This is a genomic window from Flavobacterium sp. (assembly GCF_049318185.1).
Lineage (GTDB): Bacteria > Bacteroidota > Bacteroidia > Flavobacteriales > Flavobacteriaceae > Flavobacterium.
Genome location: NZ_JBMOGV010000123.1, coordinates 1 through 5,895, shown reverse-complemented (window position 1 = coordinate 5,895; position 5,895 = coordinate 1). Strand labels below are relative to the sequence as shown.

The following is a 5,895-nucleotide window of genomic DNA, read 5'->3' as shown; positions in this document are numbered from 1 at the left end:
CCCTATCATGAATGGTTTATTGAATTTGAAAACGAACACAATAATCTGGAACAATTTGCGTTACTGATAGATAATGCTATGAGAAAACAAAATTCCTATTATAATGATTTGATTGTTGGGAATGTATTGCGAACACTAGTTATCACAAATGTTCCCAAAAATAGTTTTCAAGAGTATATGAAATCCATTGGAAAATTAGGGGGACAAAATAAATTACCTAGATTAAGCAATGATAGAAAAATAGCTGATTTTTTTCAGAAAAAAGAATAAAGATGCAAGAAAAAAGAGTTTTGTGGATGACGGTGATGATGATTAGTATTTCTATAACAGCTCAGGTAAAAGGCATCGTTGTTGATGAAAATAACAAACCTATATCGTATGTTAATATTTGGGCAGAAAATGAAAACATAGGCACTACATCTGAAGAAAATGGTTCGTTTTTAATCAATGTTAATGACCCCAAAAATCTTGTTTTTTCAGCTTTGGGTTATGAAAAGAAAACAGTAAAAGCAGCAGAAGCGGAGAAAGTAATTTTAAAAGAAACTACTTTCAAACTAGATGAAGTTGTAATTGCCAAAAGATTTGAAACAAGAAAACTTGAAATTGGCAATGTAAAGAACGAAACCTATCAAGCATTTGATAACGGACCAAGAATTGACGCTAAGTTTTTCCCTTACAATCCAAAGCATAAAAAGACAAAATACATCAAACAAGTTACCATTTTTACGGATAGTGAAATAGAAAGTGCTACTATTAAAATTCATTTTTACAGTGTTGACAGCAATGGTTTTCCAGGAGATGAGTTATTGACAAAAGACTTTTTGGTATCAGTAAAAAAAGGTGTAAAGAAAACCTATTTTGACATCACTGATTTGAATTTACGAATGCCAAAAACAGGAATATTTATTGGTTATGAAAAACTTATAATAGAAAAAAACAAATTAGAAAAAACAATAACAGATTTGAATACCAATCAAACTAAAATTCAAAAAACCTATTATCCATTTGTATTATATAATTACGTTCAGAGAGAATTTATTTATACTTTTTTTGGAGGAAAATGGCATAAACAAACGAAAGAAAACGTTAATAACCCATCGGAAAAGTTGATGGTTTATGAGCCCTCAATAAACCTTGTTTTAACTAACTAAACTATAAAAACCATATATTTGCAGGTTAGAAAAAATAATTAATGAAAGAAATTAAGAATATTTCACGTTCAAGAGCGCAAGAGTCGTCAGGAGCTATTGAACGACTATACATTACCATGAGACATTTATTTAACAGAGGTTTCTATAAACCAATGGGTGTTTCAGGAGAAACCTTAAGAGAAGCATTACTCTCTCTAAGACCAGAAATTTATGGAAGTATTGCAGAGGAAAAGGTAGAATTAAATGGTTTGCTTTATGTTATTGAAAGACTTCCTGTAGGCATTGAAGAATGTCGATATATCAATCTAACTTCGGATGAAGGTTATTCAAAGTCACATTTTCAAGCAATAGTTCCGCCAAAAAGACGTCGAAATTGTTATCGTATAGACGAAGAACAAATGAATGTAGAAATCACGCGTGGACGTTCTGATATTTATGATATTTTGACACATTTGACATTTATTTTTATAGAGTCTCATAAAATAAAAAACAGAGTTTTATTAGACGATATTGATGTTGAGGTAACGCGCGATTGGCAAAAACTAGAACAAACTGTTTTACTAAACAAAAAACTTACTCAGATCGAAAAAGAAATTGCGATTTCTCATTCTGCTAATATATTGGGCAGAAGTTTTTCTGAAGTGTTAAATATTTATGAAGCTTTTGGGACAAAAGAAAAACCAGATCGTTTTTTACACGTTATTTATTGGTTAGGAAAACTAGCCATAGAAGAAATTGTTGATAATAATAAAAGAACTATAACATTCAGTCCCATATTGAGAGAGCGTTTAGGTCATCATATTCATGGAGAAATTTGGGCCACCACAATAAAAGAAACTTTAAAAGCTAATGATCTTCTAGAAAGACCAATTCATATAATTAGTGCCAATATGCACAGTGTAATGAATTCTTTATTTGCCACCACAGTTTTGAAGGCCAAGTATAAAGAAAAGTCGGATTTTTTTATTTATGAAGAATTAAGCAAATCAGGTGCTGATCCAGTGAGAAATAAGGTAGAGGATTTTGCATTAAAACACGGAATGATTTCTCTTCCAGATCAGCAATCAGGTACAAATATTGATGTTCAGATTTTTGATACTGCTAAAATTGATTGGTCACAATCAAGTTTTCCAAAAGCTAAAGTTGGTAAAGAAAGCCCTGTTTTAATAGTAATGGATTACGCTTTTGGTGAGCAAGCTTTTGAAACTATAGACGAATTACTGAAACCCTATAATGACGGAAATAACAAAACCTTTCTAGATGTAGAATCAGTTTCAATAATGGGGAAAGCAGGAATTCTTCAAGGAGGGAAAGGAGATATTATGATACCTTCAGCGCATATAAATGAAGGCACAGCAGATAACTATCCTTTTAAAAATGAATTGACAGCAGAAATGTTTGAAGGTAATGGTATTCCAGTTTTTGCTGGACCTATGGTTACGGTGCTTGGAACATCACTTCAAAATAAAGATTTGTTGAAATTTTTCCACGAATCATCCTGGGAGGTTATAGGTCTTGAAATGGAAGGCGCTTATTATCAAAAAGCAATTCAATCCGCTTCAAAAATTAGAAAAAGTATTCCTCCAAATGTTAAGGTAAGATATGCTTATTATGCCTCAGATAATCCATTGGAAACGGGTAGCACATTGGCCTCTGGTGGTCTTGGAACAACTGGAGTTAAGCCAACTTATTTAATTACTATTAAAATATTAGAACAAATTTTTAACTTAAAATAAATTTTTTATGAGCGCAACACCACAAAACAATTCGGATAATCAAGAAATAGATTTCTCACAGATTTCTAAAAAAATAGGTAATTTTTTCGAGAATATTTCATCTAGTATTTTCAGAGGATTTTTATTCTTTAAAAGAAATATAGTTATTTTTATTTCTTTATTTATCATAGGATTTGGAGTTGGTTATTACCTTGATATGAGACCAAACTCCTTTGATCATGAGATAATAGTAGCTCCTAATTTTGGAAGTGTAGATTATTTGTATGGTAAAATAGATCAAATAGAATCAAAAATCAAAGAAAAAGACACGGTGTTCCTAAAATCAATAGGTATAAGCAAACCAAAGACTTTATTAGAAATAGAAATAGAACCAATAATTGATGTATATAATTTTGTTAACAGTAGTACAGTTATTTTAAATAATTCTCAAAACACTCAAAATTTTGAGTTAGTTAAACTGCTTTCTGAAGACGGCGACATCAATAAAGTAATCAAGGAAAAAATAACAAGTAAAAATTATAAACGCCATATTATTCATATTAGCACTATTGGTCGAGTTACAGATAAAAGCATAATCGAACCATTAATGACTTACTTAAATTTTAATGAATATTACAAAAATTTTCAAAAAGTATATGTAAACAACATTACAACAAAAATGAACCAAAATGATATAATCATTGGACAAATAGACAATTTATTAAATAAATTTTCTTCAACAACTACAAACACTCAAAAAAGTGATAAATCGGTCTATTTTAGTGAAAATCCTGAGCTCAACGAAGTCATTAAAACTAAGGATAATCTTCTAAGAGAATTAGGCGAACAAAGAATCGAACTGTTAAATAATGAACAAATCATAATGAAAAACAGCAGTATTACTAATGTTAAGAATATTGATGGAGTAAATGGGAAAATGAAATTTATTATCCCATTATTAATATTTTTTGCTTTTATTGGCATTAAATTATTAAAGAATTTTTACAGAAAACAATCTTCAAAACAGATTTCAAACTAATTTACAATGAAAGGAATTATTTTAGCCGGTGGTTCTGGCACTAGATTACATCCATTGACATTAGCTGTTAGTAAACAGCTTATGCCAATTTATGATAAACCTATGATCTATTATCCATTATCAACATTGATTTGGTCTGGGATTAGAGAAATTTTGATTATTTCAACACCACATGATTTACCTCTTTTCAGACAATTACTAGGTGATGGTTCAAGATTGGGTTGCCGAATTGAATATGCTGTTCAAGAGCATCCAAATGGATTAGCAGAAGCATTTATCATAGGAAAAGAATTTATTGGAAATGATAAAGTGGCCTTAGTACTTGGTGACAATATTTTTTACGGAACAGGTTTAGCAGAATTATTACAAAGCAACAATAATCCAGATGGTGGAATTATTTACGCATATCATGTTCATGATCCTGAGCGTTATGGCGTGGTAGATTTTAATGAAAGCGGAAAAGTTTTATCTATTGAAGAAAAACCGGAAAAACCAAAATCTAATTATGCTGTTCCTGGTATATATTTTTATGACAATGATGTGGTTGAAATTGCCGCTAATATTAAACCAAGCCACCGCGGCGAAATTGAAATTACAGACGTAAACAAGGAATATTTAAACAGAGGAAAACTCAAAGTAAGTATTCTTGATAGAGGAACAGCTTGGTTTGACACAGGTACTTTCAATTCACTTATGCAAGCCAGTCAATTTGTTCAAGTTATAGAAGAAAGACAAGGATTAAAAATTGGATCTATAGAGGAAGCTGCTTTTAAAATGGGTTATATTGATACAGAACAATTAAAAAAAATAGCTGAACCATTACTTAAAAGTGGTTACGGAAAACATTTACTTAGCTTGATATAAATGAATTTTATCCCAACAAAACTACAAGGTTGTTTTATTATTGAGCCAAAAGTCATTCAAGACGAAAGAGGCTATTTCATGGAAAGTTTTAATGAAAAAACTTTTCAGATTGCAATTGGTCAAAACGTTCATTTTGTTCAAGACAATCAGTCTTTTTCATCAAGAGGAGTTTTACGTGGACTACATTATCAAATTGGAGAACATGCTCAGGCTAAATTAGTAAGAGTTTTGCATGGAGAAGTTTTAGATGTTGCAGTTGATATAAGGCCTAGTTCTCGAACATTTGGTCAATATGAATCAGTTTTATTGACAGGCGAAAACCAAAAACAATTTTTTGTTCCTAGAGGATTTGCTCACGGATTTTTGGTTTTGAGTGACACCGCAACGTTCTTTTATAAATGTGATAATTTTTATAATAAAGAATCAGAAGGCGGAATTATATACAACGATACTAGCATTAATATTAACTGGAAATTTCCTTTAGAAAACCTAATTATTTCTGAAAAAGATAAAATTCAGCCAACGATACAAAACGCTAAAATAGTATGGTAGTTTTAGTAACAGGAAGCAATGGGCAATTAGGTCAAAGCTTGCAATTTATTGCGCCAAATTATCCTAATACTAATTTTATTTTTTGTTCATCTTCTGAATTAGATGTAACTAATTTAGAAAATTGTCAATCCATTTTTTCAAAAAAACAACCCAAATATTGCATCAATGCAGCAGCATACACTGCTGTTGATAAAGCCGAAAGTGAACCAGAAAAAGCTCATTTAATCAATGTTGTTGGTGCTAAAAATTTAGCTGAAGTTTGTAAAAAACATAACACCATTTTACTCCACATTTCAACTGATTTTGTTTTTGATGGTAATGCTTCAAAACCATACACCGAATATGATTTTACTAATCCAACAGGCGTTTACGGGCAGACTAAATTAGATGGCGAGAAAGCCATTCAAGAAATTTGGTCAAACCATTTCATTATTAGAACATCTTGGGTTTATTCTCAGTTTGGAAATAATTTTATGAAAACCATGTTGCGACTGTCTTCAGAAAGAGATTCAGTTTCGGTTGTAAATGATCAAATAGGAACACCGACAAATGCTGTCGATTTAGCAGAAGTTCT

Annotated in this window: 6 protein-coding genes and 1 pseudogene; all 7 read left to right on the top strand. The window is 30.8% G+C overall.

Features of this window, described 5'->3' with window-relative positions:
- A pseudogene (locus ACOYLT_RS09880) lies at nt 1–270 on the top strand (hypothetical protein); the annotation flags it as partial.
- A 2-nt stretch (nt 271–272) separates the two neighbouring features.
- Nucleotides 273–1,151 (top strand): carboxypeptidase-like regulatory domain-containing protein, encoded by an 879-nt coding sequence (locus ACOYLT_RS09875; protein ID WP_422853688.1) that lies wholly within the window; start codon nt 273–275, stop codon nt 1,149–1,151.
- 41 nt (nt 1,152–1,192) lie between these two features.
- Nucleotides 1,193–2,887 carry a DUF6909 family protein gene (locus ACOYLT_RS09870; protein ID WP_422853687.1) on the top strand — a complete coding sequence of 565 codons (1,695 nt, stop codon included), beginning with the start codon at nt 1,193–1,195 and terminating at the stop codon, nt 2,885–2,887.
- Between the two features lie 7 nt (nt 2,888–2,894).
- Nucleotides 2,895–3,905, top strand: coding sequence for a hypothetical protein (locus ACOYLT_RS09865; protein ID WP_422853686.1), 1,011 nt, complete (start codon nt 2,895–2,897; stop codon nt 3,903–3,905).
- Between the two features lie 6 nt (nt 3,906–3,911).
- Nucleotides 3,912–4,769, top strand: a complete 858-nt coding sequence (gene rfbA / locus ACOYLT_RS09860; RefSeq protein ID WP_422853685.1) for a glucose-1-phosphate thymidylyltransferase RfbA — start codon at nt 3,912–3,914, stop codon at nt 4,767–4,769.
- Nucleotides 4,770–5,321, top strand: a complete 552-nt coding sequence (rfbC, locus tag ACOYLT_RS09855; RefSeq protein WP_422853684.1) for a dTDP-4-dehydrorhamnose 3,5-epimerase — start codon at nt 4,770–4,772, stop codon at nt 5,319–5,321. It abuts the gene before it with no gap.
- Nucleotides 5,315–5,895: dTDP-4-dehydrorhamnose reductase (gene rfbD / locus ACOYLT_RS09850; RefSeq protein WP_422853683.1), on the top strand; the 581-nt coding region annotated here is incomplete at its 3' end. The genes rfbC and rfbD, both read left to right, overlap by 7 nt.

Bases quoted from the DNA above. Each gene is read 5' to 3' on its own strand.
- ACOYLT_RS09875 (WP_422853688.1), top strand. From the start codon at position 273: ATGCAAGAAAAAAGAGTTTTGTGGATGACGGTGATGATGATTAGTATT.
- ACOYLT_RS09870 (WP_422853687.1), top strand. From the start codon at position 1,193: ATGAAAGAAATTAAGAATATTTCACGTTCAAGAGCGCAAGAGTCGTCA.
- ACOYLT_RS09865 (WP_422853686.1), top strand. From the start codon at position 2,895: ATGAGCGCAACACCACAAAACAATTCGGATAATCAAGAAATAGATTTC.
- rfbA (WP_422853685.1), top strand. From the start codon at position 3,912: ATGAAAGGAATTATTTTAGCCGGTGGTTCTGGCACTAGATTACATCCA.
- rfbC (WP_422853684.1), top strand. From the start codon at position 4,770: ATGAATTTTATCCCAACAAAACTACAAGGTTGTTTTATTATTGAGCCA.